Here is a 16866-nt window from a genome sequence, read left to right as displayed (position 1 = left end):
CACCAGCTCAAGTATTTGTAAGAAACAATAAACCCGACCTGAGCATGTTTGTGATTTTTGGGAATACGCCCACAACTTGTCCTACACCTTAACGTTGCTAATGCCCTAATATCGAGCATCTCAATGTTTGCACTGCGCGTCAGGATAATCACGAGAGCATATGACTTCCCTTTTAAATAAGTTACAATTCTTCGACTTAACGTATTTATTGCGAGTATCAGATACTCCCGTCATTTCTGTTCGAACAACCATGAGTTACTGTCGCCTTGATTTCTAAATTTCTCAGTCCTGCCAATCTGAAACGCCTGGCAGTAAGATTTGCCAAAAAAATAACCATTGTTCCCCATCACCAGCTTGAGCAGCTAGGCTCAGAGCGCACAGGTACTCGTTGGCAAACTCAGGGTAATGATCCGCAGTTTCTGCTTTACCCGGCAAAGTCTGTATTTGGTCGCCGCTTTAATCGAGGCTGGTACATGTTGCGAATTAAGCTGACCGAAGAAAACCATGAGTCGCAGTTGGGGCGAATTTATATCCACTACAAGAATGGCGAGCTTGAGGTGAAGGATGTGCCGTGGACCAGTCAGAAGTTTGTGAATCGCATATTTTTTTTAAAGCAGGCTGTCAGCCATATTCGCTTTGACCCTTGTGAGTCTGAAACCCGTTTTGAGCTAAATACCTGCTTGTTAATCAAGGTGCCGGCCTATCTTGCCAAACGATCACTCACAGAGCGCGTTGTTAAGCTGCACAGCGAGATTGAAAGCGGGTCAGCGAAAGAAATTAACGCAATGGTGGGTACCCGGTTCGAGGGTAATGTCTCCAGACAACTGGCGTTAGCTGCCCTCTACGATGAAACCTTTTCCGCTACGCACACAGAGAAAAGTTATGCTGCGTGGCGCAGACTGGATGAAAAGAAACTTCTGGAAAAGGCCCGGCGCCATACAAAACTCACTGGCCAGACAGGCTTTTCGGTTGTGCTGCCCACGTATAACACCGATCCGGATTTGTTGTCAGAATGTTTGCAGTCGGTGGTGAGACAAACCTATAGTAACTGGGAGCTATGCATTGCAGATGATGCCTCCACCAGTCAGGCGACGCTGGATGTATTACATGACTTTCAGCGCCAGTATCCGGAAAAAGTAAAATTACAATGTTTACAAACTAACGGACATATCTCAAAGTCTAGCAATGCAGCACTGGCCCTGGCCGAGATGGACTTTGTGCTGTTGCTGGACCATGACGATATGCTGGCCGACTATACACTGGAGCTGTTTGCTGCGGCTATCCATGAAAATCAGGATGTGAAGCTTGTATATGCGGATGAAGATAAAATTGATGAGGCAGGTCAGCGCCATCAGCCGCACTTCAAACCCGACTGGAACCGCGATTTACTGCTAAGCCAAAATTACATTTGTCACCCTGTTGCGATGAAGCGCCAGCTTTTGGAGCAAATAGGGGGCTTCAGGGAAGGCGTAGAAGGGTCACAGGATCATGACTTGCTGTTGCGGGCGACGGCGCACTTAACAGCAGACAATATTGTTCACCTGCCGTATATCCTTTATCACTGGCGTGTCATTGAGAATTCTACTGCCGCGGATGCTTCAGCAAAAAGCTATACCTCAGAAGCCGGACTGACGGCGGTCTCTGACTACCTGAATAGCAATCACCCTGGTGCAACGGCAGAGTTAGGGCGCTACCCGAATACATATAAGGTGTGCTGGCCGATTCCGGAACCTGCACCCTTGGTAAGCCTCATTATTCCTACACGCGATGGGTATGACATTCTTAAGCAGTGTCTGGATTCTATCTACCGTCTTACAACCTACAAGCACTATGAAGTGCTGGTTGTGGATAATCAGACTACCTGTGAAGATACGCTGGCACTATTCGAAAAGTACCAGCAACAGTACAGCAATTTCACCTTGCTTAAATGGGACCAACCCTTTAATTATTCCGCAATTAACAACTTTGCAGTAAGTCACGCGCAAGGTGAGGTCATCGGGCTGGTAAATAACGATATTGAGGTGATAACCCCAGAGTGGCTCACAGAAATGGTGTCACACGCTATACGGCCAGACATAGGTTGTGTGGGGGCCAAACTCTTTTACGCAAATGACACGATTCAGCATGCAGGCGTGATCCTTGGCATAGGTGGCGTTGCGGGACATTCACATAAGTACTTTTCTAAACATGAACCAGGCTACTTTACACGCCTGCACTTAGTGCAGAACGTATCTGCGGTGACCGCTGCCTGTCTGCTGGTACGCAAAACAGTGTATCAGCAGGTAAATGGGTTAAACGAACAAGACCTCACAGTGGCATTTAATGACGTTGATTTCTGTCTGAAAGTGCTGACTGCAGGCTACCAAAACGTATTTACCCCTTGGGCAGAACTGTACCATCATGAATCTATTAGTCGCGGTGAAGAAGACAGCCCGGAAAAGATAAAACGGTTTAACGGTGAATCTGATTTTATGAGAAAGTCATGGGCTGAACTGTTAGACAACGATCCCGCGTATAATCCGAACTTATCTCTGACGCATGAAAACTTCTCTCTGCGTTGATTATTGAATTCTAGAGAACCTATGAGTATTACTTCTCCTTTATATTTTATCCATATTCCAAAAACGGCGGGTTCCAGCTTTAGGGTGGCCGCGGAACGTTACTTTGGTACCGAGGCCACTTATTATGATTACGGCGCGGGCGCCCAGGAAACCCATCAGGATATCCTGAAGTACGAGTACCAACTCAAGGACCGGCATATGGCCGGACGTGCTGTGCAGCAGCACGCTAAATTCCTGTCAGGTCACTTTATTTATCCGAAGTATGCACCTTTCTTTCCTGCTCGCAGTGTGGTGACTTTTGTTCGCAATCCGGCTCAGCAAGTGCGGTCTCACTACGAACACTTTTCCCGGCTCCATGGTTACGAGGGAAGTTTTGCTGACTTTATCCGCGAAAGACGTTTTGCCAATATGCAGTCAAAAGCACTCAATGGAATCTGGCACGACGCCATTGGTTTTATTGGTATCACTGAGCAATTCTCAGAGTCGCTGAAGGTATTCAATCAGTACTATGGCACCTCGGTTGAGTTCCTGGAAATTAATAAAAATGAGCGCAAAAATCAGCACGCCTACCAGTTATCTGCAGAGGAGCTGGCGCTGATTCAAAAAATGAATCAACAAGACTTTGCCTTGTACGAATATGCACTTAAGCGTTTCGAAAGACAAAAGCACGCCCTACAGAACGACGTCCCCTTCGTCAGAAGCGGTCATTTACATGTTGATCCTAAAGATAAGGGGCGTCAGTTTAATGGCTGGGCTGCCTGCTTCGAACAAGAGGAAGCGATTACAGCAAATGTGGTCGTAAATGAGCAGATTGTAGATCAGACTTCTTTTGCCTCTTACCGACCGTTGGCAAAGGAAAGAGCAATTCACAGAAATGGTTATGTGGGACTCAGCTATCGCTACGCTGACAATATCGAAGCGGGAAGCACTGTTAAGTTTATTTGTCGGGAAACCGAGCAAGTCTTATTTGAAGATACGGCAGTGTAAGCAGTGGCAAGTCTGTTTCGAAAAGTCCGTGATGTTGTGTTGCGACGGACTGACAAGGCGCCGCAAAAGCCGAGTGTTAAGCTGGTAGCCATTGCGAAAAATGAGGCAGCCTATCTCCCTGAATGGCTTTACCATCACCTTTATATAGGGGTAGATCACATTGAAGTGCATTACAATCGCTGCAGCGATAACACTGAAAACTATAGGGAAGTGTTTGCAAACGAGCCCCGTGTAGAATTCATCAACGCCGATGATGTTTTCAATTCATCCGTAAAAAATCCGCAGACAACTATTTACCTGACTGCGCTGAAGTCGGCATCAGCAGCAGGGTTTACGCACTGCTTGTTTATAGATGTGGATGAATTTCTTACGCCACAGAACCTAAACGAACCGTTATCAGCACTAATAGAAAGGGTTAAAGACTTCGATGTGTTGGTGTTCCAGTGGGGGAATAAAAAGGAGCCTGCCGAACCGTTCTCGCCGGCGATAAGCCAGCAACTGGCGCTATCAAAAAATGTGCATGTGAAAGCGTTGGTGTCCACTACGGCCAAGGTAAAAGCAATGACACCCCACGGCCCCACGCATTCAGCTTTGCTGCGCAAGTGTGTCACCGGCGGGGTATTCATAGCTGAAGGGAAAGAGCATGCGCTGCTAAGCAAGCAATCCTTATCAGGGCCAATGGATAGCTGGTTTATCGTGCACAGAATGTTCCGCAGCCAGATAGAATATGTGTCTTTGCTGGGGCGGGGGCGACCAAATAAGGCCCACAAGAATGAAGGTATAGCTTCGCTGAAGAGTAATCGCAACGGCTATGGCCCGTTCCCCCACTTAACTACAGTCACGTTCGACGAAGAGTCTTACCGGCAGTACTCAGAATATATGCAGGGTTGCCTGAGTAAACCCTCGGTTCAGCGTGAAGTTGACCTAGGCCGGCGTTTTGTTAAAAAAGGCTACTCAGAGGTTATCGACCTGGTTAAACGGATACCCCCTGAACATGCAGACCGAGTTAATCGTGCCCTAAAAAGGGTAGATATCCCCGAAGTGAAAGCTATTCTGCAAGACCTTAATGACAGTAAAAGTGTCTCGGGGTGAAGCAAATGTATGTAACATTGACGTTAACTAATAAGTAAAGAACGTTATGATAAAAAAACAGCTAACAGGTATTTGCACATGAGCCGCCAACAGATTCAGGTGACTGATGCTCTTCTCACCGAACTCAATGAAAAGCGGGTATATTTTTCCCCTAAAGGCGACGATAAGGTTGCAGGGCGATTCCGGCCTGCTGAGTCGTTACAGTATCTGTCGGATGTCCGTATTGAACCTTACACGTGCTATATAAACGGGCGACTGTTGTTTTCCATGGGGAGCCACAGCTTCTCGCGCAGTCCGTTACCGCTGAATACCAAGGTGGGCAGGTATTGCTCGATTGGTGCGCGGGTTAACGTGATGGGACCAGACCACCCGAAAAGCCGGTTTACCAGTGCGTCGATAACCTACGACCCGACTTTTATCATTTGTCAGCAATATCTGAAAGATCAACAGTCGCTGAAGTTCCAGCAGTGTGCTAACGCAGAGCCTAAAAATCATCTACCTGTGACAATCGGTAATGATGTGTGGTTAGGTGAAGATGTCACCCTTGCCAGGGGAGTAAATATAGGTGACGGTGCCATTGTGGCAGCGAAGTCCACGGTAACCCGTGACGTTCCTCCTTACGCGATAGTCGGCGGCACGCCAGCCCGAGTGATAAAGTACCGCTTCGAAGACGGGGTAATTGAGAAGTTAAACAGCCTTCAGTGGTGGAATTACGAACTGGCGGGTTTAATACAGGGGCAGCGCACTGACGTACAGGTGGAGGATTTCATCGGTAGCGCTAGCGAAAAAATTGCAAAAGGCGAGGTTGGTTTGTGTAACTATCAGGCTGTAGATGCCAAGTGGTTTAAGGAGAGACAATGAAAGCCGTAGTAGTAGGTAATTGCCAGGCCCGCCCGTTGGCCACGTACTTAACTGAGCTAATTCCGACACTTGAAATTACAGCAACACCCATTGTGCATCTGTTGAAAGACAAAGATGAGCCTGACTATGCATCTGCGTTTGAAGAAGCCGATGTGATCATTACTCAAAATATTGCCGACAAATATCCCTGTAAGTTTGTCCGTACATGTGAACTGCGTGCACGCTATCCCGGCAAGGTGTTTACTATTCTAAACCTCTACTTCAGTGGTTATACCCCTGACCTGATGTATATCAGACATCCGTCGGAAGGAACCCTGAAAGGACCGCTGGGAGACTACCACAATCTGACCATCCTGAAAGGCTGGCTGTTAGGCATAGATCAAAGTCAGGTAGTACAGTGGCTTGAAGATGAATTTTACAACAGCAGGGAATACGGTGACGAACAGCAAGCCTCGCTCGCCGAACTGAAAAGGCGTGAAGCCAAAGTCGATGTACCGATTGCCGACTTTATCGAGGAAAACTGGAAAGCCGCACGCATGTTTTTTACGTTTAATCATCCCACTGCGGCTTTGTTGTACGAATACGCAGTGCGTATTTGCAGAGATGTATTTAATGAGAACATTTACGCCTCATTACCCGAAAAGCCACATGAGCCTCTCGACTTGCTGATCCCTGTACCGCCTCCGGGGTTGGGGTTGACCCTGCCTACTCAGAAAAAATCAAAAGGGCAGAAATTACTCGCTATCGACGGCGCCAAAATTCAGCTGGGAGGTGCCTGTGAATATTCTAACTCGGAATTGGTGGCATATTTTTATGAAATTTACGATAAAAATGCTGACTTCCTGAAGGATAAATACCGTGAGTTATAAAGTAATTCAGTTTTGGAATCAGCAGAACCTCCCACCGGATATCGCACAACTACGTAATACCTGGAAGGAAAATAATCCTCAGGCTGAAATGTTACTGTTCAATACCAAAACAGCAAGCGACTTTATTGAACAGGAATACGGGGCACACGTGGCCAGTTTGTTCAACGAGGCCGCGTTGCCGGCCATGCAATCTGATATCTTCAGGGTCGCTTATTGTCTGGCGAATGGTGGATTTTATATAGACGCAGGCACTGAATGTTCAGCCGCGGTCATTGACCTGTTGCCAGATAATGACGAACTAGTGCTTATGCGAAAATGGCACGGTGGTATTTGGAACGGAATGATCTCGTGCAAGGCGGGTAACCCAGGCCTGAAGGCAATCTGGCATCGCATACTTGATAACCTGGAGCAGCGGCCGTCCAATGACGTATGGAAATTAACCGGCCCTGCTTCTTTTAATCAGGTGGTAGATGGCGGTGAGTACGATAGTGTCATTCGGGTAGTTGAGCAGAAACATGTAAAAGCTTTTCGGGTGGTTAACGAACTGGAGCACAAAAAGCAACACTGGTCGAAAGTACAAAAAAACCAAAGTGTGTTTGTCGGCAATACTGCCCCCGCTATGCCTAAACAGCCCGTTGAACCTAAAGCGCAGGTAGCATCACTGCGCTCTCAAGGTGTGTCCCTGAGGGTTACCGGCGGTCATGAAAAAGAGGACGGCGCGAGGGCTTTTATCCAGGTATCTGGATTTAAATCAAATGGTGAGACTTTTAAACAGTTTCCTTTAGCAATTAACTGGGACAAATCAGGCGTGTCGCTCGAGTTTTATTCGCCTGACCGCCAACCCCATATTCCCGTGCAGTGCTTTATTGCTTCGGGACGCAACACCCTTTGTAATTTTATGCGCATTACCCAGCACGGAGTAAGGTGCGGAAATACGTATAGTGGGTTGACTAACCATGACAACGCGGTGATAAACGACTTAATCACGGTATTACAGTCGAGTTTACAAGACGCAGAACTCACTAGGGAGGCGGCCGACGCCGAACTCTGTCCCGTTTCATGGCAGACTCGCCTTTTAGCTACTAACTTTGCCATACCCCCTAACACTGCGCATGCCGCAACAATCAGCTTTCGAAAACTAAATTTGCATGGTCACTCCAGATCAGGTTCGCGTACATGGTTAGCAATTAATGTAGAAGATACTAAACTTAATAGCACCCACATGGGTGACATTGTAGTGACTTTCCACGCCGACGTTGGTAGTACAGGCGCGCTGCAAGTGACGCATATTGAGTTTGGGGCATTAGAGAGCGCTCTTCATGCTCCCATTGAGCTAACACGTGAGGTAATTGAGAAGCTTCATACGATGGACTTGAGAGGTGATAAATTGACCAGCCCGCTGGCATTCTGGTATCGTGGAGCTATGGCGAAGCTGGACGCCCTAAGATAGATATTTACCTTAAGCTGCAGAGTCGGCGTTTAACCTACGACGCTTATTGAGGAAGAGATCGTTAAGTAACAATAAGAGATAAGACAAAGCGAGTTGCCTTAACACGAAAATGGTCAGGTAATTTCAAAAATCTTATCCTAAAGTATGATCTAAAAAGTTACTTTCCAACTAGTAGATCTCATAGTACTGACATGGATGAGTTGACTCGGTAGACATCACCCTTCAACAGCTCCATCTCATAAGCTTTTAACGTATAAATGAGGCAATTATGAGACTCTTTTCCAAGAAGAAAATAGCCCTGGGTTGTTCAGTGGCTCTGGCTTCCGGCTTTGCGCAGGCCACCACATGGCTAACTAGCAACACGGAACTTATCAGCCCAGTGCACTACAGCCTGAACAACAGCTACAGTATAGACGTTTCAGACTCAGGAGATTTCACCGCGTTTGTAGACTGTTCACAGAATATCATTGTGGACACACAGGATAGATGTGACATATACCGCAAAAATATGGCTACGGGCGAAGTTGAGCTGGTAACTAAAAAGCATCCCGATGTCGCACTTTCTGAAGCAGCGCCAAGTAACCGGCCGTTTATGTCCGGCGACGGACGATTTATTGTATTTGACTCTGCCTCTTCAGATTTACTCCCCTCCGGCGGCACCACGCAGAACGATGTGTATCTATGGGATGGGCAGTCAAAATCTTTTGAGTTAATTTCGGTAAGCAGTGATGGAACCCCGGCAAATGGTCATTCATTTGCACCGGCGGTGAGCGATGATGGCAATCTTGTAGTATTTGCCAGCGATGCCACCAATCTTGATACCCAACTTGCCGATAGTAATGGACGCCGGGATATATTTTTACGGAACAGAGCTGAAGGGACTACCGTTAGGTTAACCAAGGTCGGGTCGACCGAGGCAGATCATGATTCAGATGTACCCTATATTAGTGGGGACGGTAAATATGTAACCTTTCAGACTCAAGCCTCCAGTATTATCCCCGGAGAGGATGCCAATAATGCCTTTATAGATGTGGTGCGCTATACCGTGCAGGATGGCTCTATTGAATTAGTAAGTCAGTCTACCTCAGGTGAACAGGCGACTAATGCCAGCAGTTATACCAGCGTGATGAGTAACGATGGTAACAAGATTGCCTTTATTTCCAACGGGCAATTGGCAGCCGCTGATACTGATGGTGCTCCAGACGTATATATTCGAGATATGGCGGCCGGCACTACTGACCTGGTAAGTCTCACTAATGCGGGCCTGAATGATGAGGGCACCGCTGAGCGAGATTTACGACTGGGTATCAGTAACGATGGTACGAAAGTGGCTTTCGTATATGAGGATATTACGGGTAATTTCGATAGCAGTAGCTTTAATGGTGATAATGCCTATGTGAGAGACCTGACCGCCGGAACCACTACGCTTATCTCGCAGCACGTAGTTCAGAATTCCGAGAGTGCGTCAGGTGCGTACGAGGTTAAACTGAGTGGCGACGGGAAGTACGCCGTGTTTGAATCGGGTAGCCCCACTTTTATCCCTAACGATGCAGATGCCACATTTGATGTATTCAGAGCAAAGCTTGAGGATGGCACGATTGAAGCAGTGAACATCCCCCAGACTAGCGGCACACTAGATGACGTTGACGGTGTTGCGGTTTCAGAAGATGGGCGGTTCCTGTTATTTAAATCTGATGACAAAGCGCTGTCTACCGTTGGCGATTCTGCGTTTGATGAGCTCTTTTTATATGATTTGCAGCTACAGCAGATGGAACATATCCGCCTTGGTCTCAATGGAGAAGATGTGGACGGAGAATTCGGTACCACGTTTGACCTGAGCGACGATGGCAATGTTCTGGTTTTCAGCTCTTCAGCAACCAATCTCCATCCTCAGGACACATCTGGCAATTCGGATGTTTACCTCTATAAGCGCGATAGTGGTGAGCTTACACTTATAACAGCCGGCTCTAATGGCGAGTCCTATCAACCCACGGTTTCTGCTGACGGAACCCGGGTTAGTTTTATCTCTGACGCGCAAAATCTGACGTCTGATTCTGTGTCGGCTGAGTGGGATGTGTTTGTTTATGATCACACTGCAGGCACTATTACCCTGGCGAGTAAAGCTGACCCTGCATGGGGCGGAACATTAGCCGGAGCTTCTTCAGCGGCCAATATATCAGCCGATGGTACTACCGTTGTTTATCAATCGACTAAGCCTGCCGTGTGGGCCATGGCCACTGATTTCTCTCAGGTAGTAGAGTATGACATAGCTTCAGGGCAAAACAGTTTGCTGTCTGCCTCGGCGACCGGAGAGCCAGGTAACGCAAATTCCTACCTGCCCGATGTTTCAGGGGATGGTGAAGTCGTCACCTTCACTACCGAGGCATCAAATATTGTTTCCGGCTACGGCAGTACCAGTCTACCAGTTATCGTTAAGGTGGCGGGCGAAGCCACTGCCGCGGTGGCAGTAAACTTAGACGAGAACGGGAATGTCCTCGCACCTATAGATGCACCGTCGTTAGCTGCTGATGGTTCAAGTCTGGCCTTTAACTATGACAATGGCGGAAGCGTAGGCGTTGCTGTTGTTGATTTGGAAAATAGTAAGCTCAGCATTGTGAACAACAGTGTTGCAGCGCCTGATGATAGCAGTATCTTTTCACCGGCTATCAGCGGTACAGGAGATTTAGTAGTTTACGGTTCACGGGACAATGACAATGGCAATGTATGGGGAAGTTTCATGCAGCCGTTTTTCGCGTCGACCGATGCTGACGGCGATGGCATGCCGAACGAATGGGAAGAAACCTACGGGTTAAACCCACTGGTAGCACAAGATCCCGCGACTGATACCGACGGTGATGGCCTTACCGATTTGGAAGAATATCAGGCCGGTACTTCTCCGCTGGAAACTGATTCAGATGGAGATGGATTCTCAGACTCTGTGGATGTATTCCCTACTGATCCAACCGAATGGCTGGATACCGACGGTGATGGCATAGGTGACAACTCCGAGCTGCCAGTCCGGGCAGACGTTGATGGCGATGCACGAGCTGATATTGTCTGGCGTAACCGTAGCAACACCAGAGGTTGGAATTTCCTTTGGAGTATAGCAGGGGAGAAAATTCGTTACTTAACGCCAATTAACGTGGTGCAGGGTGAGAACTGGACTATTACCCTTGGTGATTTTGATGGCGACGCCAAGTCAGATTTCTTCTGGCGCGACCCTAACCAGTTCGGTGGCATGAACTACATCTTCATGATGGACGGTAAAACCATTCTTAAAAAAGCCCGGGTAGCGGATGTCAGTAAAAACTGGGAGCTGAGTCTGGTAGGTGATCTGGATGGGGATCATGACGACGACCTTGTGTGGTTGGATACCGAGAAAAACCGACTGGGTATTTGGTTTATGAATGGCACTTCAAAAGTGTTTAGACAAAGTGCAACTCTTGATAACCATGTACTGGAAGGAATTAGTGACTTCCACGACGACGACACACTAGAACTGGTCACCCGCAAGCAAAGCACCATTTATCTGTGGTCGCTGGAAAACAACAATGGTGCCTTGGTAAACGCCAATACTGGCAGTATCGCCCCGCCAGCGTGGAAACTGGCCGGTACCGGCGACCTGAATGGAGACGGAACTGACGACCTGATTTGGAGAAACACTAATGACGGAAGGACATCCGTGTATTACATGCAAGACGGGGTAGTGATTGGGCAGGATTTAATTACCCAGATTGATACCGCCTGGACATTAGCAAAAATAGAAGATTTTAACGGTGATGATCGCGTTGATTTTCTGTGGCGGAATAACAGTCAGGGCGGCAGAAATATCATCCACCTAATGGACGGACCCAATCGCATCGCCGCCGGCGTGGTAAAAACGGTAGGCGGGAAGTGGGAGATGGCCAAATAGGCGATAGTACAGTTATTAAGTTAACTGCCCCATAGCCCAGTAAAGCAAGCGCCCGGTCATATCACCGGGCGTTTTTTTTATGCGCTACAATTAAGGTTAATAACTATTTTGTGTCCGTAACCGTCAGGGCCGACCCATATCTCATTATGAATTATGTAAATACCAATGGCCGTATGCGATAATTCTAAATCTAAGTAACGATATGGTCTGTCCCGTGGTAACTAAAAAACTCGATACTCTCTATTTGCATATTGGCTGCGAAAAAACCGGCACTACCTCAATTCAACACTTCACGTATGAAAACAGAGATGCGTTTGAAAAAAGCGGTATCAGAGTTTGCCAGTCCTTAGGCAAGAAAAATAACACCAAAATAGGTATTTATGCGGCTAACGAGGATAAGGGCTTAACACAATTTTTAGGGCCGGACACCAGCCTGCAGGACTTTCGGGATGACGTACAGTCTGCACTATATAATGAAGTGCAAGATACCGATTGCAGCGCCATGTTAATATCGTGCGAATGGCTTCACAGCCAAATCTCCACAACTGAAGAGTTTGAGCGTTTGAGAACACTCTTTGAGTGTGTGGCATCAAACATCCAAGTAATTATGTACATACGGCCGCAGCACAAAATGGCAATTAGCCATTATGCCACTGCCTTGAAAGCAGGATACTCAGCCCCGTTTACGTTTCCGAATACCAAAGCGGGCTTGCCGTACTATTATAATTTTGAGGCGGTTTATCAAAACTGGTGCGACTTTGTAGGTAGTGGAAATGTAACGGTAAGAGTATTCCAGCCTGCCATGTTAAAAGAAGGCGATTTGTTACAAGATTTCGCGTCTCTTTTCCCCACAACCGAAAACCTTAATTTTGAAATGAGCGTTGAAAACCAGTCGTTGAGTATTCAGGGCGTAAACCTACTGCGCGCTTTGAATTACTGGCAACGGAGCGGCGACAGCGAACTTACTGCAAAAGAATTCAGAAAGCTGCGACAGGAAGTAGCAGATTCATTCAAAGGTCGCTTAGATATAGCGTCGGAGGAATCAGCTGAAGCGTTCTTGGACGCATTTGCGACTGTTAACGAAGCGCTGTTTCAACAGTATTTCGAAGACACAGGCGACAAAATTCAGTTCGTGTAAAAGAAACAGCTTTTGCCCCCCCGTTAACGGCTGGTCAAACAGTGGGCGGCGCCTTCATTATAAGAAGTACAAGCCGCCCCTCCCTTCAACGCAGCATCACCACTCACGAATTTTTATGTGTCGCAGGCGTTTACTGCAGACAATAAACCCCTTTGCCATCGTTATCTTGCTTTACTCGACAATATTATTGATAATCTGGTCTGGCTATGACATGGAAGTCATGTGACAAAACGAAGGAAAGTGGAGTTTTCTTGTTTCTTCATTTCATAGCTTTTTGTTTATCTTAAGAGAAAGTTATGAAAAATTCTTTATTTACATTCAGATACCTATCTGTGAGCCTAGGTGTGCTAGTTGCAAGCGCAACAGCAGATACCTGGCTACCTACAGAAACCGTCATACAAACTACAACGAACTACAGTCTTGGTAACAGCACTGATGTGGCATTCTCCGACTCCGGTGATTATGCAGCTTTTATTAGTTGTGCAGAAAATATTAGCGGCGAAAGTCAACCTCGATGTGATGTTTACCGTAAACACCTTGAGACGGGTGCCTTAGATCTCATATCCAAAATGCACCCGGACTTGACCTCAATTTCCTATTCAGGAAGTGAAAAACCTTTTATTTCCGGTGACGGCAGATTTGTCGTTTTCCAGTCAAGGTCTGATGATCTCATAGCATTGGGCGGAACTACGTATAGTGATATTTATCTCTGGGACGCAGAGTCCGACGAAGTTGAATTAATTTCGGTAGCAACTGATGGTCTCAAGGGGGACTCCGATTCATACGCCGCTTCTGTATCTGACGACGGTAACCTGGTGGTTTTCGCGAGCTTTGCTACCACATTGGACGCCACGCAGAACGATACGAATGGCTACGCTGATATTTTCCTTCGAGACAGAGTAGCAGGCACAACTACCAGAATTAGCCTGGGGGAGGGGAGTGCAGAAGGCAACGGTGATTCTGAAGCACCTATGATAAGCGGTGATGGTCGGTTTATCAGCTTTCATTCTTCAGCTTCTAACCTACTAAACGAAACGGATGTTAACGGCGGGTATTCGGATATATATCGCTATAATATCGAAACTGGCGCAATAGAATTGGTGAGTGTTAGCTCCCTGGGATTCCAGGATAGCAATGACTCCAGTTTCTCTGCTGTAATAAGTGATGACGGGAATGTCATAGCATTTATTTCTGATGCAGAACTCGACGGCCTAGACAATGACTGGGTCAACGATGTTTACGTCAGAAACATGTCAGAAAGCACTACACAGCTTGTAAGCGTAACTAATAGTGGAAATAACGATGACGGCTATCTCGGGTACGACTACCGTTTAGCGCTTAGCTCTGATGGGAGTAAAGTTGCTTTTTCTTATTATGATTGGAATGGCACCTTTAATTTATCCTCTGAATATGAGTATGAAAACGCTTATTTGCGTGATTTAACCACACAGTCAACTACCTTGCTGTCTAAACATACCACTGACGATCTGAATTATTTTGACAGGGTATCGAACGTTGCCCTGAGTGGTGACGGCAGCATTGCTGGCTTTCAGTCAGAAAGTGCACACCTTATACCTGATTTTACAGACACTGATAATTATGAGGATGTCTTCGCCGTACTAATAGCAACTGAGGAGGTCTCGAAGTTGAGCGCGCCGATGTCGTTAGGCTCCTTTGATGATGTTGACAGTTTAGCGATTTCCGATAGTGGTCAGTTTGTACTGTTTAAAACAGACGACCGGCTTTTGTCAGAAAAAGGCGATTCGTATTACGATGAGCTTTTCATATATAACAGGCAAGATAAAAGTATCCAGCAAATTCGCCTGGGATTACGAGAGGCAGATGCTAACGGTGGATATCAGGAAGTCTTTGACATCAGCGATGATGGAAATGTGATTGTATTTTCTTCAAGTGCTACCAATATACATATTGATGACGTGACCTATGATCAGGATATTTATCGATATCAACTGGACACTCAGGAACTCACCCTGGTGACGTTGGCTGCTAATGGAACAGCGGCGGATGACTCTTCCTACAATCCGTCCGTGTCTTCGGATGGTCGTTTCATTGCTTTTGAATCAGTGGCGAGTAATTTAACCAACCATGATGTTTCGAGTTGGTATAGCAATGTTTATCTATATGATCACGAAAGCAACGAAATTACGTTGGTGAGCAAACAGCAGCCGTACTGGGAAGAACAGTCGTGGGGAAGCTCGGTGAACCCCAAAATTTCAGGCAATGGTAAATATATAGTTTATGCCTCTAACGATGAGGCCGTGTGGGGTTTTACAGCGTATTATGAACAGATAGTACTGTACGACGTAGAAGCACAAAGTAACACGGTGATATCCCGTCAGGGTGATAATTTAGGCGATGACAGCTCATATAATCCTGACATTTCCTATGATGGAAAAATAGTAGTTTACACAACTACAGCGACAAATATTATTGAAGGGTTTGGGAGTTATTGGACTCCTTACATCGTAAAAGTCGATGTAGGTACTCTCGACGCAACCGCAGTAAGCGTAGATGCCGATGGGAACGCATTGGATATTATTAATTGGGGAACTATTTCTGGCAATGGGGAAGTAGTAGCTTTCAATTATGACGCAGGGTCAAACCTCGCGCTTGCTGTGAAAGACCTGACCACAGGCACATTACACATAGTGAGTGAAGATATTGGTGAAGACGACTATAAATATTATCTTTTCCAACCACAAATAAACTGGGATGGCAGTGTCATTGCTTATGGCTCTAAGAATAACGATGTGGGCGATGTAGCGGGCACTTATATCCAGGCATATCTTGCCACTACCGATGCTGACGGCGATGGTTTGCCGAATGCGTGGGAAACGGGATATGGATTTGATCCTTATTACCCCCACGATCCAATGTCAGATATTGACGGTGATGGGGTAACAGATATCGAAGAGTTCTATCTTGGGACATCACCTCGCGAAGCTGATAGCGATGGGGATGGAAGGTCAGATGGGGAAGATGCGTTTCCTACCGACCCCACCGAATGGCAGGATACAGACGGCGATGGCATTGGTGATAATTCCGAGCTGCCGGTACGCGCCGACGTTGATGGTGATGGCCGTGCCGATATCGTCTGGCGAAATGCCAGCAATACCCGTGGCTGGAACTTTCTGTGGAGCATGGCGGGCACAGAATTACGGTACCCCAGACCACAGGCCATCAGTGTGGTACAAGGCGAGAACTGGCAGTTGTACTTGGGCGATTTCTCGGGTGATGGTAAGTCTGACTTATTCTGGCGTGATCCTGCTCAGTTCGGTGGCATGAATTATCTCTACCTGATGGACGGTGCAAATGTAACGGCACGCAGTCGCATGCCAAATGTGAGTAGTACTTTTACTCTAAGTAATATTGATGATTTGGACGGTGACGGTAAAGACGATATTATCTGGATAAATCAGGAGCGAAACTCGCTGGCATTCTGGTTTATGAACGGCACCAATAAAGCGTATCGGGTTAGTGACCCGCTGGCAGGCTATACTTTAGCTGGCACCGCAGATGTTAAGGCTGATGGCGCTGCAGATATGATCATGCGAAGTGGCAATGCCGTAAGCATTTGGTCGCTGGCGGATACCCAGGGTGGCCTGACTAAACTCAGCTCAGATGCAGTAGCCCCTGGTGCGTGGCGTTTGGCTGGCACTGGTGACTTGGACGGCGACGGTACTGATGACTTAATCTGGCGCAATACCGTAGACGGGCGTACCTCGGTGTACTTTATGCAGGATGGCATGGTTGCCAGCTCAGAAGCGTTACTGCAGGTGGCCACCGCCTGGTCGCTGGCCAAAGTGGAAGACTTCAACGGCGATGGCAAAGTAGACTTCATGTGGCGCAATGAGTCGCAAGGTGGCAGAATCATTATTCATCTAATGGACGGCACCGAGCGCATCGCTTCAGGGGTAGTTAAGACCGTAGGTGGCCGCTGGTTTATGGCGCAATAATTCTTACCTAACTGGTGT

General features: G+C 47.1%; 9 protein-coding genes. All 9 read left to right on the top strand.

Features of this window, described 5'->3' with window-relative positions:
* Positions 1-266 precede the first annotated feature (266 nt).
* The 9 genes from OCL06_RS07585 (at position 267) to OCL06_RS07545 (ending at position 16848) form a co-directional block, all read left to right on the top strand.
* Positions 267-2561 carry a glycosyltransferase family 2 protein gene (locus tag OCL06_RS07585; protein ID WP_262993165.1) on the top strand — a complete coding sequence of 765 codons (2295 nt, stop codon included), beginning with the start codon at positions 267-269 and terminating at the stop codon, positions 2559-2561.
* A 21-nt stretch (positions 2562-2582) separates the two neighbouring features.
* Positions 2583-3548, top strand: a complete 966-nt coding sequence (locus OCL06_RS07580) for a sulfotransferase family 2 domain-containing protein (RefSeq protein WP_262993164.1) — start codon at positions 2583-2585, stop codon at positions 3546-3548.
* 3 nt (positions 3549-3551) lie between these two features.
* Entirely contained in the window at positions 3552-4640 is a 1089-nt protein-coding gene (locus OCL06_RS07575) for a glycosyltransferase family 2 protein (protein ID WP_262993162.1), read from the top strand.
* A gap of 78 nt (positions 4641-4718) precedes the next feature.
* The gene (locus OCL06_RS07570) at positions 4719-5501 is read left to right on the top strand and encodes a CatB-related O-acetyltransferase (protein WP_262993160.1); all 783 of its coding nucleotides are present in this window, start codon (positions 4719-4721) and stop codon (positions 5499-5501) included.
* The gene (locus OCL06_RS07565) at positions 5498-6370 is read left to right on the top strand and encodes a WcbI family polysaccharide biosynthesis putative acetyltransferase (protein WP_262993159.1); all 873 of its coding nucleotides are present in this window, start codon (positions 5498-5500) and stop codon (positions 6368-6370) included. The genes OCL06_RS07570 and OCL06_RS07565 overlap by 4 nt, the downstream gene beginning before the upstream one ends.
* Positions 6360-7820, top strand: coding sequence for a glycosyltransferase family 32 protein (locus OCL06_RS07560; protein ID WP_262993157.1), 1461 nt, complete (start codon positions 6360-6362; stop codon positions 7818-7820). The genes OCL06_RS07565 and OCL06_RS07560 overlap by 11 nt, the downstream gene beginning before the upstream one ends.
* Positions 7821-8088: 268 nt before the next feature.
* Positions 8089-11733, top strand: coding sequence for a hypothetical protein (locus OCL06_RS07555; protein ID WP_262993155.1), 3645 nt, complete (start codon positions 8089-8091; stop codon positions 11731-11733).
* Between the two features lie 214 nt (positions 11734-11947).
* Positions 11948-12871 carry a hypothetical protein gene (locus OCL06_RS07550; RefSeq protein ID WP_262993154.1) on the top strand — a complete coding sequence of 308 codons (924 nt, stop codon included), beginning with the start codon at positions 11948-11950 and terminating at the stop codon, positions 12869-12871.
* A gap of 296 nt (positions 12872-13167) precedes the next feature.
* The gene (locus tag OCL06_RS07545) at positions 13168-16848 is read left to right on the top strand and encodes an FG-GAP-like repeat-containing protein (RefSeq protein ID WP_262993152.1); all 3681 of its coding nucleotides are present in this window, start codon (positions 13168-13170) and stop codon (positions 16846-16848) included.
* Positions 16849-16866 lie beyond the last annotated feature (18 nt).

This window comes from Alteromonas salexigens, assembly GCF_025628895.1.
Taxonomy (GTDB): domain Bacteria; phylum Pseudomonadota; class Gammaproteobacteria; order Enterobacterales; family Alteromonadaceae; genus Alteromonas; species Alteromonas salexigens.
The sequence above is the reverse complement of the archived record's forward strand: the minus strand, read 5'-3'. Positions and strand labels throughout refer to the sequence as shown.

Excerpts from the sequence above, each read along its gene's own strand:
- OCL06_RS07565 (WP_262993159.1), top strand. The coding sequence starts at position 5,498 with ATGAAAGCCGTAGTAGTAGGTAATTGCCAGGCCCGCCCGTTGGCCACG.
- OCL06_RS07570 (WP_262993160.1), top strand. The coding sequence starts at position 4,719 with ATGAGCCGCCAACAGATTCAGGTGACTGATGCTCTTCTCACCGAACTC.
- OCL06_RS07545 (WP_262993152.1), top strand. The coding sequence starts at position 13,168 with ATGAAAAATTCTTTATTTACATTCAGATACCTATCTGTGAGCCTAGGT.
- OCL06_RS07580 (WP_262993164.1), top strand. The coding sequence starts at position 2,583 with ATGAGTATTACTTCTCCTTTATATTTTATCCATATTCCAAAAACGGCG.
- OCL06_RS07555 (WP_262993155.1), top strand. The coding sequence starts at position 8,089 with ATGAGACTCTTTTCCAAGAAGAAAATAGCCCTGGGTTGTTCAGTGGCT.